The sequence below is a fragment of the Escherichia sp. MOD1-EC5950 genome, from assembly GCF_002965345.1.
GTDB classification, from domain to species: Bacteria; Pseudomonadota; Gammaproteobacteria; order Enterobacterales; family Enterobacteriaceae; genus Escherichia; species Escherichia marmotae.
Map to the genome: position 1 here is coordinate 58734 of NZ_PTSR01000017.1, position 19108 is coordinate 77841.

Here is a 19108-nt window from a genome sequence, read left to right on the forward strand (position 1 = left end):
CTGATTTAAATCAGAATGCAGAAGTATCCTGGAACAGACCAACTTTCAGATCGCTGGCGGTGTAGATCAGACGACCATCAACCAGTACTTCGCCGTCTGCCAGACCCATGATCAAGCGACGGTTAACAATGCGTTTAAAGTGAATACGATAGGTCACTTTTTTTGCCGTAGGTAGAACCTGACCAGTGAATTTCACTTCGCCTACGCCCAGTGCGCGGCCTTTACCTTCGCCGCCCAGCCAGCCCAGGTAGAACCCTACCAACTGCCACATGGCATCCAGGCCCAGACATCCCGGCATTACCGGATCACCGATGAAGTGACAACCGAAGAACCACAGATCCGGGTTAATATCCAGTTCTGCTTCAACATACCCTTTGTCGAAGTTGCCACCGGTTTCGGTCATTTTGACCACCCGATCCATCATTAGCATGTTCGGCGCTGGCAATTGTGGGCCTTTTGCGCCAAACAGTTCACCGCGACCAGAGGCAAGAAGGTCTTCTTTTGTATAGGATTCGCGTTTATCTACCATGTTCTCTGTAAGCCTTATTTTATTGAAGCACGCAGGATAGCTAACACGTGTACGCTGAACAAGTCCGATCAGTTCGGAATAAACCAGTTCAGCCAACGTAATGGCCACGGAAAACGGTGACGACCTTCCTGTTGCGATGCTTGCGCAATACGCTCCTGTATGGTCTGCATCAACGTCGTCTGTCCTTCGCCATCCCACATCAGATTTAATAATAAAGGCAGTGCATCAGTGACATCGTCCACTGCCCAGATTGTGAATTTGCCTTCCTCAACCGCCTTCACCAGTTCGCTGTGAAGACTCAAATGGCGAACGTTAGCCGTAGGGATAATCACGCCTTGTTTACCACTTAACTCACGCTGTTGGCAGATAGCGAAGAAACCTTCAATTTTCTCATTTAAACCGCCGACTGGCTGGGCGCGGCCGAATTGATCCACCGAACCTGTGATAGCGATACTCTGATTCACCGGTACATCGGCAAGGGCGCTTATCAGGGCGCAGAGTTCAGCCATTGAGGCGCTATCGCCATCCACTTCGCTATATGACTGCTCAAAAGTCAGTGATGCCGAGAAAGGGATCTGTTGCTCGAGCTGCAGTTCCGACATCAGGAACGCCTGCATGATCATCATCCCTTTAGCGTGTATGTTGCCGCCAAGCTCGGCTTTGCGTTCGATATCGGTAAATTCGCCGTCGCCTATATGCACAACACAGCTAATACGAGAAGGTTCGCCAAAAGCGCGCGGATGGCCCGGAAATTCGATAACCGAAAGAGCGTTAATCTGCCCAACGCGTTCACCTTCGGTTTCGATCAGGATCTGCTCCTGAAGGATCTCATCCTGCATCCGTTCGGCAAGGAATCCTTCGCGCCATTCCCGCTGTTGTAGCATCAAGTTTAGCTGCTCGCCGGTAAAGCTATCGCCTTCGCATAAGGATGCGACTTCTTTACACTGGCGCAGGATCCACTGCGGTCCAAGCGGCAGAGTTTCTTGATCACCTGTGTAGCGGGTGGCTTCGCGGATAAGCACAGGCCAGGCATCGGCACCAGGCGCAGGTAACTGGTTATGTCGGGCGATAAACGTAACCCACCGACACCACTGGCTTACTGATCCCGCATCGACAATCTGGAGGGTATCTTCAAATTCACTATAAATAGCCTGCTCAGACAGTTCCGGCTCCATCTCCTGAAAATCAGCCAATGACTCGCGTTCACCGACCAGAATGACTTTAAGCTTCAGCGGTATTGAAGGAACAGAGACAGGGAGGGGGCGCGACTCATCAAACGCTACCCAGTCAAAACGTTCGCGCTTGACGATATTTTTCAGCCGCATCCACAGCAGAGGTTGTGCCAGCAGTGTACGCAAGGAGATGATTAAAATACCGCCATTTGCCTGATGCACCAGCCCTGGTTGCAAGGTAATGTCGCCATTAAACTGGCGAAGGCAGCCAAAGAGTTGTTCCGCTTCCACCCAGTCAGCAATGACGACTTGCGTTAGTGTTGCGAAATTATCATTTGCGCTAACGGCGTTACGTAAGCGAATGGTGTGGCCGGAAATCTCATAGTGACCGCCCATCAGTTGGCCTGCATCGCTTTGTAGCGTGCTTGCGGCATCGGCAATGAAATTCAGATACTCGGACTCTTCCGGGGCTTTCGCCAGCATAAAAGAGGATGATGCTCGGGCGTGCAGTAACTGTTCCAGCGCAAATTGCAGCCGCGGTTGAATGTCACTGAATAAAGGCTCGTTTTCGTCAATCAAATGTGGCTGTGCAAATACTTCCTGATAGCTTTCGGTATCAGGGACTAAGTCACGCCATGCAAGTTTCGTAATGGTCAAAGTTGATGTTTTTTAGTCTGTTGTCAAAGATGCGATTATACCGTAACCGACACTTCAGCACACGTGGAAAGCGCTGACAAAAGACCAGGCATTCACGCTAAAGCATCACAGGATGCGAGATTCTTTTCATCACACAGTTAAAAAACTGATATTCTGTAAAGAGTTACAGGGTAACATTGAGATCGCTATGAAATATCAACAACTTGAAAATCTGGAAAGCGGTTGGAAATGGAAGTATCTGGTGAAGAAACACCGTGAAGGGGAGTTAATCACCCGTTACCTGGAAGCCAGTGCCGCCCAGGAAGCCGTTGACGTGTTGCTATCGCTGGAAAATGAACCCGTGCATGTTAATGGCTGGATTGAAAAGCATATGAATCCGGAGCTGGTCAATCGCATGAAGCAGACCATTCGGGCCAGACGGAAACGCCATTTTAATGCGGAACATCAGTACACACGTAAGAAATCAATTGATCTGGAATTTATTGTCTGGCAACGGCTGGCAGGTCTTGCGCAGCGTCGCGGTAAAACGCTTTCCGAAACGATTGTCCAGCTAATTGAAGATGCAGAAAACAAAGAAAAATATGCGAATAAAATGTCTTCTTTGAAGCAGGATTTGCAGGCCTTGCTGGGTAAGGAATAACTTGCAAAGATTATTTACTTTACTGAAGACGAAAAAAACCCCGCGTGAAGCGGGGTTTTTTATCAGACGAGAACTTAAGCCTGCGGCTGAGTTACAACGTCTTTGATACCTTTAACTTCGATCTCTACGCGACGATCCGGAGCCAGGCAGTCGATCAGTGCAGCGCGCTGTTTCACGTTGTCACAGGTGTTGCCGGTAACCGGGTTGGATTCGCCCATACCACGTGCAGAGATTTTGTCAGACGGGATACCTTTAGAGATCAGGTAATCAACGACGGACTGAGCACGACGCTCGGACAGAGCCTGGTTGTAAGCGTCAGAACCGATGCGGTCAGTGTAACCCAGAACAACTACGGAACCGTCTTTCGGATCCAGGTTGCTCAGTTGGCTGTACAGCTGATCCAGAGCAGCCTGACCTTCCGGTTTCAGGGTTGCTTTGTTGAAGTTGAACAGAACGTCAGACTTCAGAGTGAAGTGCTTGGTCTGTACTTCCGGTGCCGGAGCTGGAGCCGGAGCAACTACTGGAGCTGCTTCGCCCTGACCGAAACGGTAGGAAACACCCAGGCTCAGCAGGCCGTTGTCCGGACGAGTGCCGATGGTGTGTGCGTCACCGATGTTGTTGGTCCACTGGTATTCCAGACGGGTAGCGATTTCAGGAGTGATCGCGTACTCAACACCACCTGCGAATACCGGGGAAACGCCGGTGTCGTGGTCTTTATTGGATGCGCCACCAGGTACGTTAGCCTTGGTGTCCGCACGCCATACCATACCACCCAGACGAGTGTAGATGTCCAGATCGTCAGTGATTGGGTAACCCAGTTTAGCGGTCAGTTGAACGCCCTGAGCTTTGTATGCGCCATTGATGTTGTCGCCTTTGTACGGCATACGACCTAACCAGTCGTAACCCATTTCAAAGCCAACATACGGGTTAACCTGGTAACCACCAAAAGCACCTGCACCCAGTTGGTTTTCGTGGGTCGGACCATTGTTAGGAATGAAACCAGTGTCATGGTACTGGGACCAGCCCAGTTTAGCACCAGTGTACCAGGTGTTATCTTTCGGAGCGGCCTGCGCTACGGTAGCGAAACCAGCCAGTGCCACTGCAATCGCGATAGCTGTCTTTTTCATTTTTTGCGCCTCGTTATCATCCAAAATACGCCATGAATATCTCCAACGAGATAACACGGTTAAATCCTTCACCGGGGATCTGCTCAATATTAACTCTACCGATATCTTCGGCTTATGCCGAGCACCCCTGGCGATGTAAAGTCTACAACGTAGTTGAAAACTTACAAGTGTGAACTCCGTCAGGCATATGAAAAAAAAGATTTGTATAAGGTACGTTTAACCTTTTTTGTTAACGATAATTTACAGCATAAAATCGCGGAAACCGCTTCAGACAAGCCTCCGCAGGGAAAATGAGCCATGAGTGAAATCATCAGCCGGACGGTAAAAAAAGTTCCAGGATTAATCCTAAATTTACTTAATGATACAAATTAGAGTGAATTTTTAACCCGGAAAGTTGTCTCGTGGCGTGAGAGGATGCGCTTACTGGACGCATAATGAACCCCATTGCGTTACCTTCATTGGCGGCATCCACAAGTTCAGCATGTTCTTCTTCTGTCAGATCATCTGCTAACCAACCGATCACCACGCTGTAATTTCCTGTGCGTAATGCGCGAACCATTGATTCCACTGTGTGGCAAGGGGAAAGCTGGTTGATCTGCATCACTTTCGTTAAAGGTAGTCCAGCAGCCTGAACCCATTCACGACTCAATTTTTGTTGTGGCGTTAACCATAACTGCCAACGCGATTGTTGGCCGAGTTGTTGTAATAATGGCAAAAGCAAGAGTTGCGTCATCATGGGCTGATCTTCGCGATAGACAACTTCACTAATTAGCCCAGCTGTAGTGTTTTCCGTAGAGACACGCGCGATTTTGCTTGTTGCGGATGAGAACAACGAAGAACGATGTGCATAGCCTGAAGTGTACATAATCAATCCAGCCCTGTGAGTTACTGTATGGATATACAGTACATCCGGTGACAACAAAGATCAACCCTATTTTCGGAAAGTGCCTCGCAAATTTTGTCGTTGGTGGCTGGAAAACATAAATTAATCTTGCCCCTTGAGAATAAGTTGCCTATTTTCGTATTTAACGGATCCGTTAATGTGAATCATTCTTTTATATTATGATTTTAAAAGGAATTTTATGAAAAGCCTCTCCTATAAGCGGATCTATAAGTCACAGAAATACCTGGCAACGTTGGGCACAATTGAATACCGATCATTGTTTGGTAGTTACAGTCTGACCGTTGACGACACGGTATTTGCGGTAGTTTCTGATGGTGAGTTGTATCTTCGGGCTTGTGAGCAAAGCGCACAATACTGTGTAAAACATCCGCCAGTCTGGCTGACATATAGAAAGTGTGGACGGTTCGTTACCCTCAATTACTATCGGGTTGATGAAAGTTTATGGCGAAATCAACTGAAGCTGGTACGTCTGTCAAAATATTCTCTCGACGCAGCGCTTAAAGAGAAAACTACACGTAATACCCGGGAAAGACTGAAAGATTTGCCCAATATGTCTTTTCATCTGGAAGCGATTCTCGGGGAAGTGGGGATTAAGGATGTACGGGCGTTACGTATACTTGGGGCGAAAATGTGTTGGTTGCGGCTGCGGCAGCAAAATAGTCTGGTGACAGAAAAGATCTTGTTTATGCTTGAAGGCGCAATTATCGGTATTCATGAAGCAGCGCTCCCGGTGGCACGCCGCCAGGAGCTTGCTGAATGGGCTGATTCTATTACGCCAAAGCAGGAGTTTCCTGTGGAACTTGAGTAATCCTGTGCTGCAGGCGGCCAATTTCTGGCAGTAATGCAATCAATAACCCGATTTGTTGTACAACCAGAGGCTCCTTGCTGTCTGCTCGCGGCTCAAGTTGCTGCATCCGTTGTTTCAGGTCTGCTAATGCCTGATTGACACGTTCTTCATCGGCAGGTTGATGATGTAGCGCGTCATCAACGTAGCAAACAGCATCATCAAGAAACGCCAGAATTTCAGGATTAGTTAACTGCTCACGGTGTGCGCCGAGGGCTGAGATGTAGCTGGTGAATGTATGGTTGAGACACAGTAACCGGAACGCGTCTTCGCGAATTTGCGGTGTAACGTTCGGTTCGCTGGACATATTCGACACTACTGAAGCCAGCTCTGCATCGCGGTTGTGGGCATCGCGGCGGGCAATACGGTACGCCAGACGGTTATCACGTCCCTGATGATATTGCTCGAGAATGGCATCGAGATAGCGGCAGTTGGCCTCGGTCGCGCGTTCAAGCATCCTGGGCAGATTGCGGAAACGCCAGTCTGGCCAGATGTAACTTACCGCTGCCCATGCTATGGCACACCCGATTAGCGTATCGATTACGCGTGGCAGCGCCACTTCAAAACCCTCACCCAGCAGGTTGAAGCACAGCAGCACCAACAGCGTAATGAACATCGTTGCATGAGCATATTGCACGTTACGGAAGGCGAAAAAGAGCACGCCGGTAATGACCAGGAGCACCAATTGCCCTTCCAGTGATGGAACAAACCACAGCACTGGAATACCAATCGCAATACCCACCAACGTACCAATAATCCTTAACTTCAGGCGGTGGCGCGTGGCGTTATAGTTTGGCTGGCAAACAAACAGGCTGGTCAGCAAGATCCAGTAACCGTGATGCATCCCGGTTATCTGAATGATGGCGTAGCCGACGCACAACACCAGTGACATCCTTACCGCGTGGCGGAAGAGGGCGGATTCCGGCGTAAAGTTACGGCTAAGGCGCAGCCAGATATCACTTAATCCGTGTGGGCTGTCGTCGGCAAGTTGGCTTTCAGTATCGTTATGCGGCATCGCCTGAGCTTGCTCTGATTCAATCGTCGCCAGTTGAGCATCAATGGCGCGTAAGTTTGTCAGCAGAAATCCCAACGTTTTTAGCAAATCAATCGGCGCACCGTTATCGCGCATCCGCTCAAGCGCTGCGTCAATGTGAGTGAAGGCGCGTTCAAAATGCGGGTCGTGTTGGTAAGGCTGACGCAGCAAAATACAGCGTGACAGTTGCTGGCAAGCTTGTCCCTGCATTGACATCAGCCGCTGGAAACGGAACAGCACGTCGCTGTGGCGAAAATGTTCCCGCAACGTTTGATATTGAATATGAGAAGAGCTGGCACGCTCGTGGATATCTTGCGCCACAAAGTAGTAATGTAATGTGCGACGCGTTCCCCGTTGACCACGATCGCCGCGTAAGCGAGTCAGCAATGAGAGCTTCGTCTGGTTCAGCGTCGCCATTAGTTGCCCGTTGGCGAGAGCCAGTTCGTAGAGCGGCGCCTGGCTTTCGTCTTCTATATCGGGATCGAACATGCGTGATTTCAGTTCCAGATAACGTGCCAGTTGTTCATAGCAACGCGCCAGATTGTCCTGCAATGGGCGGACAGGGAACAGCAGATGGCCGATAAGCGTCAGGATGTTGTACCAGACGGCTCCTGCAAGCAGATACATAGGCTGTTGATACCAGTGCTCATACAGAGATGTTCCCAGCATGGTGTAAATGGCTATCAACAACGCGCCAAAAGCGATAGTCGCGTAGCGTTGCCCCAGTCCGCCGAGCAAAATGAAGCCGCTGGTGGAGAGCGTTAAGCCAATGGCAAACAACCAGGGCCACGGGAACAACAGTTCTACCGAGGCCGAAGCGATAAAAAAGCAGAACAGCGTAATGATGAGGTTACGCAGACGTCCCGCCAGCCGGTCATCGAGATCGGTCAATGCCGCCGCAACCATTCCGAGTGTCAGCGGAATCGTCAGTTTTACATCACCCAGCCACCACGGAAACGCAGTAGTACCGCAAAGTGCGATAAAAATGCGGGCGTAATACAGCCAGGCGCTGTTCCAGGTATAGCGTTTGAGCAAAGGGCTTAGCATAAAGGCCATAAAATTAGATTATTCGAAACGGCGGCGCGCATTCGCTTCACGCGCAGCTTGAGCTGTTTCCACAGAAACTACGCGGCGACCTACCGGCCACAGTGCAATAGCGGCAATTTTAAAGTTCGCAATGCCGACAGGAATACCGATGATGGTGAGGCATTGCGCAATACCAGAAGCAATATGCATTAAGCATAACCACCAGCCGAAGAAAATCAGCCAGAAAATATTCAGTACGGTGCCGCCCGTGTTGAGCAACACATTTTTACCCGCCGGATTCAGTTCATCGACATGAATAGCTTCATTGCCGTAGGGCAACAACGAAAGTTTAGTGATTTCCCAGCAGGAACGAGTCAGCGGTAAGGTAAAAATCAGCACAATACTGACAAGGGTCGCTAACAACCAGGCCAGGGTAGTGGCGAATCCGCCCAGGACAAAGTTCAGAATGTTCAAAACGGTACGCATAAAACCTCGCTTTACTGTGGTTTTCAGTAATGGGCGGCAATTGTAACGTTTTTTTGGGCTGGAGCACGTTTTCTCTGACGGTTACACTGATAAGAAATAACATCGTGTGGATCTACAGAGACATGGAACTGAAAGCGACAACTCTTGGCAAGCGTCTGGCACAGCACCCTTACGATCGGGCGGTGATCCTCAATGCCGGGATAAAAGTTTCCGGCGATCGTCACGAATATCTCATTCCTTTCAATCAATTACTGGCGATTCACTGTAAGCGCGGTCTGGTGTGGGGCGAGCTGGAATTTGTGTTGCCTGATGAAAAAGTAGTGCGTCTGCACGGCACCGAATGGGCTGAGACACAGCGTTTTCACCATCATCTTGATGCTCACTGGCGGCGGTGGAGCGAGGAGATGAGCGAAATTGCGGCCGGCGTCTTACAGCAGCAACTCGATTTGATTGCCACGCGCACCGGCGACAATAAATGGCTGACGCGGGAGCAAACTTCTGGCGTACAGCAACAAATTCGCCAGGCTTTGTCGGCGTTACCGTTGCCGGTCAACCGGCTAGACGAATTCGATAACTGTCGTGAAGCGTGGCACAAATGTCAGGCCTGGCTGAAAGATATTGAAGGCAGTCGGTTGCAGCATAATCAGGCGTACACCGAAATCATGCTCAATAAGTATGCGGATTTTTTCCGTCAGGTTGAGTCTTCACCACTTAATCCGGCGCAGGCTCGTGCAGTTGTCAATGGCGAGCATTCGTTATTAGTACTTGCTGGCGCAGGAAGCGGAAAAACGTCCGTGCTGGTAGCGCGAGCCGGCTGGTTGCTGGCGCGCGGCGAAGCGTCTCCTGAGCAAATCTTATTGCTGGCGTTTGGCCGAAAAGCGGCTGAAGAGATGGATGAGCGTATTCGCGAACGGCTCCATACTGAAGACATTACCGCACGCACGTTTCATTCACTGGCGCTGCATATTATTCAGCAAGGTAGCAAAAAAGTACCGACAGTCAGCAACCTGGAAAATGATACTACTGCCCGTCATGAACTCTTTATTGCTGAGTGGCGCAAGCAATGCAGCGAGAAGAAAGCGCAGGCGAAGGGCTGGCGGCAATGGCTGACGGAAGAAATGCAGTGGTCAGTGCCAGAAGGTAACTTCTGGGATGATGAAAAATTGCAGCGTCGTCTCGCATCTCGCCTCGATCGCTGGGTAAACCTGATGCGGATGCACGGTGGTGCACAGGCTGAAATGATTGCCAGCGCGCCCGAGGAAATTCGTGACTTGTTCAGTAAACGCATCAAGTTGATGGCTCCCTTGTTGAAGGCGTGGAAAAGCGCACTGAAGGCAGAAAATGCCGTTGATTTTTCCGGTTTGATTCATCAGGCCATTGTAATCCTTGAGAAAGGCCGCTTTATCAGCCCGTGGAAACATATTCTGGTCGATGAGTTTCAGGATATCTCACCGCAGCGCGCCGCTTTGTTAGCGGCATTACGCAAGCAAAACAGTCAGACGACGTTGTTCGCCGTTGGCGATGATTGGCAGGCCATTTACCGCTTCAGCGGGGCGCAAATGTCGCTCACCACGGCTTTCCATGAAAACTTCGGTGAAGGCGATCGCTGTGATTTAGATACTACTTATCGTTTCAACAGCCGTATCGGGGAGGTGGCGAATCGCTTTATCCAGCAAAACCCCAGTCAACTGAAAAAGCCGCTAAACAGTTTAACCAATGGCGACAAAAAAGCCGTTACTCTGCTGGAAGAGAGCCAGCTTGATGCTTTGCTGGATAAACTGTCTGGTTATGCCAAACCGGAAGAGCGCATTCTGGTGCTGGCGCGTTACCATCATTTGAAACCCGTCAGTCTGGAAAAAGCGGCGACGCGCTGGCCGAAGTTGCAAATTGACTTTATGACGATTCATGCCAGCAAAGGGCAACAGGCGGATTACGTCATCATTGTTGGTTTGCAGGAGGGGAGTGATGGCTTCCCGGCTGCGGCGCGTGAGTCGATTATGGAAGAGGCGCTATTGCCGCCAGTGGAAGATTTCCCTGACGCCGAAGAACGGCGGTTAATGTACGTTGCGCTGACTCGTGCAAGGTATCGGGTATGGGCATTGTTCAACAAAGAGAATCCTTCTCCCTTTGTCGAAGTCCTGAAAAAACTGGATGTTCCGGTGGCGAGAAAACCGTAAGAAACAGGTGGCATTTGCCACCTGTGCAATATTATTTCAGGCGTTCCGCGAGATAACGCTGATAATCCGGGATCAGAATATCCACGGCGTCGTTGAAATGCGGCGACTGGATGATGAAATCTGCCGTTGCTACGTTGGTAGCGACCGGAATGTTCCACACTGTCGCCAGACGTAGCAATGCTTTCACATCGGGATCGTGCGGCACGGCGTTTAACGGGTCCCAGAAGAAAATCAGCACATCAATTTTCCCTTCAGAAATTAATGCGCCGACCTGCTGGTCACCGCCCATTGGGCCACTTAGCATGGCATTAACGTTCATTCCTGTTGCGCGGGAAATTAAGTTACCCGTGGTGCCCGTTGCATAAAGCTCGTGCTGCTCCAGAAGCGGTTGATGCCGCCCCACCCAGCTCATCAGCGTTTGTTTGCAGTGATCGTGTGCCACCAGCGCAATATGTTTCCGCGCAGGTAAAGTGCGAGTCGTCAGTTCCATAATTTACATCCGTAGTTAGCTTTCCTACAGATTACTGTAAGCACTTACCGCTGCAAGATAAAGACCGAAAAAGCCTGCGCGCAGGCACAAAAATATCAGGAAGATGGTTGTTTTTCCGCCCATTGCAGGAAGGTATTTCGCGTTTGTGGATCAGCCAGCTTAAACCAATACTTCAGCCGTTGTTCAGTGAGCACCTGAGATTGCGGTGGAATCGCATCCAGTTCGGAAACGCCAGAAAGCAGTGTGCTGTCATCTGCCATCATGGTGGCAAATTGCGGAAGCGAGGCGCGCTTCGCAGATTTGTTATAGCGTTCAACCTCTCCTTCATAATCAATCGTTTTTGCGGTTGAGGTAATCGCCAGAATATCCAGCTTTACCGGGATCGGCGTCGCATCGCCATCTAACAATTCAAGGCGCGGAGTGGCATCAAAATGGGTCGCTTCCCGTTCATTCTCCAGACGGGGCAGGCGAAAATTCACCTGGCTGATAAGTTGGGTATTAAAACTGACGACCAGAGGTGGGGAGATATACAGACGTTCTTCATTACCAGAAAGGTTGATGGTTTTCTCGACGCGAAACACTAATTGATGCGGGCCGTTATCCAGTTCAATGCTGTCCGCGCCGCGCAGCAGAGAACTGGAAACTTTCTTGCCGTCGAGCACCAGAAGGTCAACGTCGCTGGACAGCCGCAGCGTGGTGGCAAAAACGGTCACCGGCAAACATAATACAATCAAGGTGGTCAAAATGCCGGTTTTCATAGATAGCTCCTGTCTAATGACCGCCCGAATAATAATGTATCAAAATTTTTCTTTAATCATACTTACTAACATATAGACATATTTCCATCTTTTGCTCTCATACATTCGTATTAGCTGCATGGTTGGTATGTCGGTATTGTCGTACACTTTGGTAAATAGTCTGGAGGAAATGATGAAAGAAACCGATATTGCAGCCATTTTAACGTCCACTCACACCATTGCGCTGGTAGGGGCAAGTGATAAACCTGACCGTCCAAGTTATCGCGTAATGAAATATCTGCTTGATCAGGGCTATCACGTCATTCCTGTCTCACCAAAAGTCGCCGGTAAAACGCTGCTGGGCCAGCAGGGTTACGGTACTCTGGCGGAAGTTCCGGAAAAAGTAGATATGGTAGATGTCTTCCGTAATTCAGAAGCTGCGTGGGATGTAGCGCAGGAAGCTATCGCCATCGGTGCGAAAACCTTATGGATGCAGCTAGGGGTGATTAATGAGCAAGCTGCGGTACTGGCGCGGGAAGCTGGGTTAAATGTGGTAATGGATCGTTGCCCGGCCATTGAGATCCCTCGTCTGGGGCTGGCTAAATAAAAAAATCCCCGGAAGGCAAAAACCTTCCGGGGATTTTATGGGGATTAGTTACGCAGACGCGGTGCCTGGAGTTGCTTGCGGATCGTCTGCGCCAGCTCATCCATTGACGGCTGCTCTGGATGTTCATCCTGCAATTCGCTACTTAGCTGGGCTTCAGCCAGGTAGGTATGAACCGGTAGGCCGTTGTCATCCTCCATCACCACGTGATACCACGGAGCGGCGCGAAGCTCATCGTTCACCGCCAGCTCATCAGGTGACGGTTCAGAGAGCGAATAAACCGGGTCGATATCCACGACCACTCCGAGATAACCTAACAGGGAATGGCGGACCTGCTGGCCGATACCGAATTTGCTGGCAATCATAGTCACCTCCCGGGAAATCTTCACCTTTGATATAAGGACAGAATTCCACATTTCAAGTTACATGACGCGACAGGCAAACCCTTTCAGATATAGCCCTTCCGGGTAGGTAGCGATCACCGGATGATCGGCCGCCTGACGGAACTGCTCTATAAATTGTATATCACGACCGGCATCAATTGCGGCATCAGCGATGATTTTCTGAAATAAATCGCTGGTCATCAGGCCAGAACAGGAGAAAGTCAGAAGAACACCGCCCTCATTCAATAACTGAATTGCCAGCATGTTGATGTCTTTATAGCCGCGGCACGCGCCCATTAGCTGACTTTTGTTCTCAACAAACTTCGGCGGGTCCATCACGATAACGTCAAATTTTTCACCGCGATCGCGGTAGGTGCGCAGTAATTTAAAGACGTCATCGCGCACAAACTCAGCTTTGCTCAAATCGAGTTTGTTTAGCTCAACGTTTTTCCGTGCGATATCCAGTGCTTCCTGTGAAGTATCGACACTGACCACCTGGCTACAACCGCCCATCAATGCCGATACTGCGAATCCACCGGTATAAGAGAAGCAGTTCAGCACGCGTTTATTTTCTACATAGCGGCGTGTTGCCAGGCGACTGTCACGCTGGTCCAGGTAGTAGCCCGTTTTGTGCCCGTGTTGAATGTCCACCAGTAGCTTCATGCCATGTTCTTCAATAGGCAGCAGGGCAGGTGGCAGCTCGCCGGTTACTGGCCCCTGGGTCAGCTCCATCCCCTCTTTTTTACGTACTGCCACGTCGCTACGATCGTAAATCGCGCATTCCGGATAGAGCGTTTGTAGGGCGCTGATTAATGCTGCGCGCTGATACTCCGCGCCTGCACTCAGCAGTTGCAGCACCAGAAAATTGCCGAAACGATCAATAGTAATACCCGGCAGGCCGTCAGACTCACCGGCGATTAAACGATAGCTATCGAGACCATCTTTTTTCGCCAGCCAGTCGCGCCACTTTTGCGCCTGTTGTAAGCGGCGGGTGAAAAAGGCAATGTCGATGGATTCTGACGGATCAAACGTCCAGACACGAGCGCGGATTTGCGACGCTGGCGAATAAGCGCCGCGTGCTAACCATTTTCCCTGATGATCAACAATATCGATGGTTTCACCGAGGCTGGCTTTACCTTCCATACGTGCGACGGCACCGGAAAAGACCCACGGATGGCGACGAAGTAATGATTTTTCGCGCCCTTTGGCTAACACTAAACGTACACTCATAATTTACTATTCTGTCGATGCAAAGAAATGGGCGTCATTGTCCGGAGTTTTCCATGGATTTGCAACGCGTCCATTAAGGATAAGGAGAGCGGTGATGTCGAAAGTATGCATAATTGCCTGGGTTTACGGGCGAGTTCAGGGGGTAGGGTTTCGTTATACCACTCAGTACGAAGCGAAAAGGCTAGGGTTAACCGGCTACGCAAAAAATCTTGATGATGGCAGCGTGGAAGTGGTTGCCTGTGGTGATGAAGGGCAGGTGGAAAAATTAATGCAGTGGTTAAAGAGCGGCGGTCCGCGTTCAGCCCGCGTGGAACGGGTGCTTAGCGAACCGCATCATCCTTCTGGCGAATTAACGGATTTTCGTATCCGTTAAATGCATTTCACGGGTTTCGGCAGGCCGGCAATTTTGGTGGCTTGCTTTGCCGGGCCTTTCGGGAACAGTCGGTACAGATAGCGGCTGTTACCTTTTTCTTCGCCAAACTTATTCGCCATCGCTTTTACCAGCATACGAATCGCCGGAGACGTATTAAATTCCAGGTAGAAGTCACGCACAAAGCGCACTACTTCCCAGTGTTCAGGCGACAGCGTAATCCCTTCCTTTTCGGCAATCACGGCTGCCAGAGGTTCGCTCCACAGGCTACTCTCTTTGAGATAGCCTTCGGTATCGGTCTCTATCTCTTTACCTTCGAAGATCAACATATTCATTTACTACCTTAGTCAGACTGGCTGCAGTGTAGCAAAAAACAAAGCCCCGCATAAAGCGAGGCTCTGTAAGTGGTATCGGGCGAGATTAATCGCGGCTGGCGAAGCCAAGAATGCTCAACAGGCTCACGAAGATGTTGTACAGCGACACATACAGACTCACCGTGGCACGAATGTAGTTCGTTTCACCGCCATGAATGATGTTGCTGGTTTCAAACAGAATCGCGCCAGAGGAGATCAGAATAAATACCGCACTGATTGCCAGATGCAGGGCAGGCAGTTGCAGGAAGATATTCGCTACCATTCCAATCAACACCACCACAATACCGGCCATCAGCATACCGCCGAGGAAAGACATGTCTTTGCGGGTGGTAAGCACATACGCAGAGCAGCAGAAGAACACTAATGCTGTGCCGCCCAGCGCCATAGCGATTACGTCGCCCATTCCGGCAGACAGGTAAGTGTTCAGAATCGGGCCGAGGATATAACCGAGAAAACCGGTAAAGGCGAACGCGGAGATAATCCCGGTTGGTTTGTTGGCAGTTTTATAGGTCAGGAACATCAGACCATACATCCCTACCAACGTCAGAATCAGGCCCGGAGATGGCAGCATCAGAACCGTACTGGCCGTCGCGGTAATTGCCGAAAAGGCCAGCGTCAGGCTCAGCAGAAAATAGGTATTACGCAGCACCTTATGGGTGCTAAGTAGTGATGTACGGTCATGTGAAGAACTAACTATACGATCCATGGAGTCACTCTCTATGACAGGTGTAATTAATAAAGCAGCATAATGATATTGCCGAAAGCTACCCAGAGGTTTTACCCATCTTTACGCATTTGATCTGGAACAGATTTAGCAAAGACGAGTTTAACCATTGGGAATGGTATAACGGCATGGTGATTTTGACAGGTAAAAGAAAAAGGGGTTAGCATTTAGCTAACCCCTTATCTTATTTGGCGGAAGCGCAGAGATTCGAACTCTGGAACCCTTTCGGGTCGCCGGTTTTCAAGACCGGTGCCTTCAACCGCTCGGCCACACTTCCGGAATGACGCGAACTATAAACATCCCGATGCGTCGTGTAAACCCCCAATTTGTTTGTTTGCCTGAAAAACAAACAAATTTGTGTTGTTTGCGTGAAATAACAGCAATTTGGGTGTTTCGTCGCCATAAAAACCACTCGTAATCTTCCTGCGTCAGGCTTTTAGGAAAATAAGATCCATTTTTATCGCTAAAAGATAAATCCACACACTTTGTATTGTTTTGTGCAAAACGTTCACTACGCTTTATTAACAATACTTTCTGGCGACGTGCGCCAGTGCAGAAGGATGAGCTTTCGTTTTCTGTCTCTCTCGTGAAGCGATAGTTTACCTTGCTACAGGGACGTCGCTTGCCGACCAAAAGCGCCCGGCACTTCAGTCGGTGTCGCAAGGAGAAGAGACGTGCGATATGAATAATGAGGAAACCTTTTACCAGGCTATGCGACGTCAGGGGGTTACCCGGCGGAGTTTTCTTAAATATTGCAGTCTGGCTGCCACCTCGCTGGGATTAGGCGCGGGGATGGCACCGAAGATTGCCTGGGCGCTGGAGAATAAACCGCGCATTCCGGTAGTGTGGATCCACGGTCTGGAATGTACCTGCTGCACCGAATCTTTTATCCGTTCTGCTCATCCGCTGGCGAAGGATGTCATTCTTTCCCTTATTTCTCTCGACTACGACGATACCTTAATGGCTGCCGCTGGTACTCAGGCGGAGGAAGTCTTTGAAGATATCATCACGCAATACAACGGCAAATATATCCTTGCAGTAGAAGGTAACCCGCCGCTGGGCGAGCAGGGGATGTTTTGTATCAGCAGCGGTCGGCCGTTTATTGAGAAACTCAAACGTGCCGCCGCGGGGGCCAGCGCAATTATTGCCTGGGGAACCTGCGCATCCTGGGGCTGCGTACAAGCCGCTCGCCCCAATCCGACGCAGGCAACGCCTATCGATAAAGTCATTACCGACAAACCAATCATTAAAGTCCCTGGTTGCCCGCCGATCCCGGATGTGATGAGCGCCATCATTACTTATATGGTGACGTTTGATCGCCTGCCAGATGTCGACAGAATGGGGCGTCCACTGATGTTCTACGGTCAACGTATCCACGATAAATGCTATCGCCGCGCCCACTTTGACGCTGGTGAGTTTGTCCAGAGTTGGGACGATGACGCCGCTCGCAAAGGTTACTGCCTGTACAAAATGGGGTGTAAAGGGCCAACCACCTATAACGCCTGCTCCTCAACCCGTTGGAATGATGGCGTCTCCTTCCCGATCCAGTCCGGTCACGGTTGCCTGGGCTGTTCTGAAAATGGTTTCTGGGATCGCGGCTCATTCTACAGCCGCGTGGTCGATATTCCGCAGATGGGAACGCACTCTACCGCTGATACCGTGGGCTTAACCGCGCTTGGCGTCGTGGCTGCGGCTGTTGGCGTACATGCAGTCGCCAGCGCGATTGACCAGCGCAGACGTCATAACCAGCAACCAGCAGAGACCGAACAACAGCCAGGCAACGAGGATAAACAGGCATGAGCACTCAGTACGAAACTCAGGGATACACCATCAATAATGCCGGACGTCGCCTGGTGGTCGACCCGATCACGCGCATCGAAGGTCATATGCGCTGTGAAGTGAATATTAACGATCAGAATGTGATCACCAATGCTGTCTCCTGCGGCACGATGTTTCGCGGGCTGGAGATCATTTTGCAAGGCCGTGATCCGCGTGATGCGTGGGCGTTTGTTGAACGTATCTGCGGCGTCTGCACCGGCGTACACGCCCTGGCTTCGGTTTACGCCATTGAAGATGCTATTGGCATCAAAGTGCCGGATAACGCCAATATCATTCGCAACATTATGCTGGCGACGCTCTGGTGCCACGACCATCTGGTGCACTTTTATCAGCTCGCCGGAATGGACTGGATCGACGTACTTAACGCGCTGCAAGCCGACCCGCGTAAAACTTCCGAACTGGCGCAAAGCCTCTCCTCGTGGCCGAAGTCTTCCCCTGGTTACTTCTTTGATGTGCAAAATCGACTGAAGAAATTTGTCGAAGGCGGGCAGTTAGGGATCTTCCGCAACGGCTACTGGGGGCACCCGCAGTACAAACTGCCACCAGAAGCCAACCTGATGGGCTTTGCTCACTATCTCGAAGCTCTCGATTTCCAGCGTGAGATCGTCAAAATCCACGCGGTCTTTGGCGGTAAAAACCCGCATCCCAACTGGATTGTCGGCGGGATGCCTTGTGCCATAAATATCGACGAAAGCGGTGCGGTCGGGGCGGTTAATATGGAGCGCCTGAACCTGGTGCAGTCGATCATTACCCGCACGGCGGACTTCATTAATAACGTGATGATCCCCGACGCCTTAGCCATCGGCCAGTTCAACAAACCGTGGAGTGAAATCGGCACTGGCCTTTCTGATAAATGCGTCCTCAGCTACGGTGCGTTCCCGGATATCGCTAACGACTTTGGCGAGAAAAGTCTGCTGATGCCTGGCGGTGCGGTGATCAATGGCGATTTCAAAAACGTACTGCCAGTGGATTTAGTTGATCCGCAGCAGGTGCAGGAATTTGTCGATCACGCCTGGTATCGTTATCCCGACGATCAGGTCGGGCGTCATCCGTTCGATGGTATCACCGACCCGTGGTACAACCCCGGCGACGTTAAAGGTAGCGATACAAACATTCAGCAACTGAATGAACAGGAGCGCTACTCGTGGATCAAAGCGCCACGCTGGCGCGGTCACGCGATGGAAGTAGGGCCGCTGGCTCGCACGTTAATCGCTTACCACAAAGGCGATGCTGCGACCGTTGAGTCGGTTGATCGGATGATGTCGGCGCTGAACCTGCCGCTTTCTGGCATCCAGTCGACGTTAGGCCGCATTCTGTGCCGCGCCCATGAAGCTCAGTGGGCTGCAAGTAAGTTACAGTACTTTTTCAACAAGTTAATGACCAACCTGAAAAACGGCAATCTTGCCACCGCCTCCACCGAAAAATGGGAGCCTGCGACCTGGCCGAAAGTGTGCCGTGGCGTCGGCTTTACTGAAGCACCGCGTGGGGCTTTAGGTCACTGGGCCGCTATTCGCGATGGCAAAATCGATCTCTACCAGTGTGTGGTGCCGACCACCTGGAACGCCAGCCCGCGCGATCCCAAAGGGCAAATTGGTGCTTATGAAGCCGCACTGATGAACACCAAAATGGCGATCCCCGAGCAACCGCTGGAGATCCTGCGTACCCTGCACAGCTTCGACCCGTGCCTCGCCTGTTCAACGCATGTGCTGGGCGACGACGGTAGCGAACTGATCTCCGTGCAGGTGCGCTAACAGCGAAGGAG

Annotated in this window: 19 protein-coding genes and 1 tRNA gene; 7 read left to right on the forward strand and 13 right to left on the reverse strand. The window is 50.7% G+C overall.

The window, feature by feature from the left end:
* Positions 1–10 precede the first annotated feature (10 nt).
* Complete coding sequence (fabA, locus tag BEA93_RS16290; protein ID WP_000227927.1) at positions 11–529, reverse strand: bifunctional 3-hydroxydecanoyl-ACP dehydratase/trans-2-decenoyl-ACP isomerase; 519 nt, start codon at positions 527–529, stop codon at positions 11–13.
* 68 nt (positions 530–597) lie between these two features.
* Positions 598–2358: an AAA family ATPase gene (locus BEA93_RS16295; protein WP_000156540.1), complete on the reverse strand. Its 1761-nt coding sequence runs from the start codon at positions 2356–2358 to the stop codon at positions 598–600.
* Between the two features lie 187 nt (positions 2359–2545).
* On the opposite strand from BEA93_RS16295, the gene matP reads away from it, so the two are divergent.
* Positions 2546–2998: a macrodomain Ter protein MatP gene (gene matP, locus BEA93_RS16300; RefSeq protein WP_001516131.1), complete on the forward strand. Its 453-nt coding sequence runs from the start codon at positions 2546–2548 to the stop codon at positions 2996–2998.
* Between the two features lie 74 nt (positions 2999–3072).
* On the opposite strand, the gene ompA is transcribed toward matP, so the two are convergent.
* Positions 3073–4125: a porin OmpA gene (gene ompA, locus BEA93_RS16305; RefSeq protein ID WP_105224793.1), complete on the reverse strand. Its 1053-nt coding sequence runs from the start codon at positions 4123–4125 to the stop codon at positions 3073–3075.
* 355 nt (positions 4126–4480) lie between these two features.
* Entirely contained in the window at positions 4481–4990 is a 510-nt protein-coding gene (gene sulA / locus BEA93_RS16310) for an SOS-induced cell division inhibitor SulA (protein WP_000288698.1), read from the reverse strand.
* Between the two features lie 217 nt (positions 4991–5207).
* On the opposite strand from sulA, the gene sxy reads away from it, so the two are divergent.
* Positions 5208–5837 (forward strand): CRP-S regulon transcriptional coactivator Sxy, encoded by a 630-nt coding sequence (gene sxy, locus BEA93_RS16315; RefSeq protein ID WP_105224792.1) that lies wholly within the window; start codon positions 5208–5210, stop codon positions 5835–5837.
* Here the strand turns inward: sxy and yccS are convergent.
* Positions 5800–7962: a YccS family putative transporter gene (gene yccS / locus BEA93_RS16320; protein WP_122984262.1), complete on the reverse strand. Its 2163-nt coding sequence runs from the start codon at positions 7960–7962 to the stop codon at positions 5800–5802. The genes sxy and yccS overlap by 38 nt on opposite strands.
* A 9-nt stretch (positions 7963–7971) precedes the next feature.
* Positions 7972–8418: a YccF domain-containing protein gene (locus tag BEA93_RS16325; RefSeq protein WP_001261229.1), complete on the reverse strand. Its 447-nt coding sequence runs from the start codon at positions 8416–8418 to the stop codon at positions 7972–7974.
* A gap of 122 nt (positions 8419–8540) precedes the next feature.
* Between BEA93_RS16325 and helD the strand changes: the two genes are divergently transcribed.
* On the forward strand, positions 8541–10595 hold the full coding sequence (helD, locus tag BEA93_RS16330; protein ID WP_001516134.1) for a DNA helicase IV: 2055 nt from the start codon (positions 8541–8543) through the stop codon (positions 10593–10595).
* 31 nt (positions 10596–10626) lie between these two features.
* Here helD and mgsA read toward each other — a convergent pair whose 3' ends face one another.
* The gene (gene mgsA / locus BEA93_RS16335) at positions 10627–11085 is read right to left on the reverse strand and encodes a methylglyoxal synthase (protein ID WP_001516135.1); all 459 of its coding nucleotides are present in this window, start codon (positions 11083–11085) and stop codon (positions 10627–10629) included.
* Positions 11086–11180: 95 nt separating this feature from the next.
* The gene (locus tag BEA93_RS16340; protein WP_000847778.1) at positions 11181–11843 is read right to left on the reverse strand and encodes a DUF2057 family protein; all 663 of its coding nucleotides are present in this window, start codon (positions 11841–11843) and stop codon (positions 11181–11183) included.
* A gap of 172 nt (positions 11844–12015) precedes the next feature.
* On the opposite strand from BEA93_RS16340, the gene BEA93_RS16345 reads away from it, so the two are divergent.
* Entirely contained in the window at positions 12016–12429 is a 414-nt protein-coding gene (locus tag BEA93_RS16345) for a CoA-binding protein (RefSeq protein ID WP_001516136.1), read from the forward strand.
* A gap of 44 nt (positions 12430–12473) precedes the next feature.
* On the opposite strand, the gene hspQ is transcribed toward BEA93_RS16345, so the two are convergent.
* A complete protein-coding gene (gene hspQ, locus BEA93_RS16350; RefSeq protein WP_001295356.1) occupies positions 12474–12791 on the reverse strand; it encodes a heat shock protein HspQ in 318 nt (105 codons plus the stop codon).
* A 57-nt stretch (positions 12792–12848) separates the two neighbouring features.
* Positions 12849–14039: a 23S rRNA (cytosine(1962)-C(5))-methyltransferase RlmI gene (gene rlmI, locus BEA93_RS16355; RefSeq protein ID WP_000116311.1), complete on the reverse strand. Its 1191-nt coding sequence runs from the start codon at positions 14037–14039 to the stop codon at positions 12849–12851.
* 94 nt (positions 14040–14133) lie between these two features.
* Between rlmI and yccX the strand changes: the two genes are divergently transcribed.
* Entirely contained in the window at positions 14134–14412 is a 279-nt protein-coding gene (gene yccX, locus BEA93_RS16360; protein ID WP_016248563.1) for an acylphosphatase, read from the forward strand.
* On the opposite strand, the gene tusE is transcribed toward yccX, so the two are convergent.
* The 3 genes from tusE to BEA93_RS16375 all read right to left on the reverse strand — a co-directional run bounded on the left by tusE (position 14409) and on the right by BEA93_RS16375 (position 15784).
* A complete protein-coding gene (gene tusE, locus BEA93_RS16365; protein ID WP_010376933.1) occupies positions 14409–14738 on the reverse strand; it encodes a sulfurtransferase TusE in 330 nt (109 codons plus the stop codon). The two genes, yccX and tusE, sit on opposite strands and share 4 nt — an antisense overlap.
* A 91-nt stretch (positions 14739–14829) precedes the next feature.
* A complete protein-coding gene (gene yccA, locus BEA93_RS16370; RefSeq protein ID WP_000375136.1) occupies positions 14830–15489 on the reverse strand; it encodes an FtsH protease modulator YccA in 660 nt (219 codons plus the stop codon).
* Positions 15490–15696: 207 nt separating this feature from the next.
* A tRNA-Ser gene (locus BEA93_RS16375) sits at positions 15697–15784 on the reverse strand.
* A gap of 404 nt (positions 15785–16188) precedes the next feature.
* Here BEA93_RS16375 and hyaA point away from each other — a divergent pair.
* On the forward strand, positions 16189–17307 hold the full coding sequence (gene hyaA / locus BEA93_RS16385) for a hydrogenase 1 small subunit (RefSeq protein WP_001516139.1): 1119 nt from the start codon (positions 16189–16191) through the stop codon (positions 17305–17307).
* Positions 17304–19097 (forward strand): Ni/Fe-hydrogenase large subunit, encoded by a 1794-nt coding sequence (hyaB, locus tag BEA93_RS16390; protein ID WP_001516140.1) that lies wholly within the window; start codon positions 17304–17306, stop codon positions 19095–19097. Before hyaA ends, hyaB begins: the two co-directional genes overlap by 4 nt.
* The last annotated feature ends 11 nt before the right edge of the window (positions 19098–19108 follow it).